Origin of the sequence: Treponema bryantii, assembly GCF_900111035.1 — a bacterium.
GTDB classification, from domain to species: Bacteria; Spirochaetota; Spirochaetia; order Treponematales; family Treponemataceae; genus Treponema_D; species Treponema_D bryantii_C.
The window spans coordinates 1-1,734 of record NZ_FOFU01000024.1 but is presented as its reverse complement, the minus strand read 5'-3'; the positions used below and the strand labels follow the sequence as shown (position 1 = coordinate 1,734).

Sequence of the window (1,734 nt, the reverse complement as noted above, 5' to 3'; positions counted from 1 at the left end):
AGTTTCAACTAATTCCGGGTTTTCATTTTGTAAAGATGAGATTTCATCTAAACCTGATGAACAGGAATTGACAACGAATGCCATAGTTAGCAAAAATGCAACTACGGCGACTTTTAATAAATTTTTCACTTTATTCCTCCTTGTGAAATATTTTGTAATAAAACTATTATAGCATGTAATTAAAATTATCAGATAAGAAATTTGGTGATGTGTATAAAAAAATACCCGGGACCGTGAGTGATCCAAAGATAGCATCCACATTTGCCATATTTGGGACAGAATCGACAATTAATGAAAAAGGCGAAATTCCTTTTTGAATTTCGCCTTATATTTATTTAATAATCTTTATTTACTCCAGGCCCAAAATTCTATTTAATATTGCGGGAAAAAAAAGTTTATACAAAAGTGAAGAATCCGATATAATCGACCAGTTTTCTGGAATTCCATCACAACCTCTTGACCATGTAGCATTAGCGGCCTTAACAAAGAATCGTTCAGAACCACAAGGGACAAACTCCATCCAATATTCTGTGCATTGAGAGGCAGAAAAATCTGTAGCAAGACATTTAATATATTTAAGTTTATTACAATTCCAAAACATATATCGGTAACATTCTGGAGTGAGTGTGCGTGCAGGAAGATCTGGGGCTTTTATCAGCGATGTACAATTAGAAAACATATCTGAATAGCAGCTGTCTGCAAGTGTTGTAGCAGGAAGTTCAGAAGCAGTTATAAGTGATGAACAACCGGAGAACATGTTGGAATAACAATAATCAGCAAGTTGGGTAGCAGGAAGATCTGGGACTTTTGTCAGAGATGTACAATTAGAAAACATAGATGAATAGCAGCTGTCTGCAAGTTGTGTAGCAGGAAGTTCAGGAGCAGTTGTAAGTGATGAACAACCGAAGAACATGCTAGAATAACAACTTTCAGCAAGTTGTGTAGCAGGCAATTCAGGAGCAGTTGTAAGTGATGAACAAAATAAAAACATGCTAGAATAACAACTTTTAGCAAGTTGTGTAGCGGGAAGTTTAGGAGCAGTTGTTAGTGATGAACAACCGAAGAACATGCTATTATAACAATAATCATCAAATTGTGTAGCAGGCAATTCAGGAGCAGATGTAAGTTTAGTACAGTTTTCAAACATCCTACAGTAGCACATATATTCAACTTTTTTCGCAGGGAGTTTAGCTGGTGGTGTTGTGAGAGAAGAACAATTCGCAAACATTTCCTTATAGCAATTGGGTGAAAGTGTTGTAGCAGGAAGTTCAGGAGCAGTTGTAAGTCCGGTACAACCGTAAAACATTTTATAATATGAGTCGAAATAAAGTGTTTCTGCAGGTAAACGGAGTTTTTTTGAAGAATGATTCTTGATATGAGTATTGCAATAAAAGAGTCTGTAAAAAGCAGCTGCCTGATCTATAGATTTATAATCCGGTTTCCATTCATATGTATCAAGATTTAATGTTACAAGACTCATGATATTTCCATATATGTAACAGTCACTTGTACAATTTATAGTCATTGATTTAAAAGCATTATCAGAAAATGGTGCATATAAGCAAACTTTATCTCCTGCATTAACAGGTATAGAAACATTTGTGTTATTACTTGAAACAAGAAGGTAGAGGGGGCCTCCATTTCTTGAATACCTAACTTCAGGCCACGCATTTGTTATTTCAATAGTTCCAGATTTTATAAACTCTAGAGTTAAAGGTTCTTCTTTATTTGTAT

Annotated in this window: 1 protein-coding gene; it reads right to left on the bottom strand. The window is 34.9% G+C overall.

Translation table 11 applies throughout. The features are described from left to right. Positions 1-349: 349 nt before the first annotated feature. Positions 350-1,734, bottom strand: a 1,385-nt coding sequence (locus BMY21_RS15525) for a leucine-rich repeat protein (protein WP_177177774.1), incomplete at its 5' end; no start/stop codon positions are given.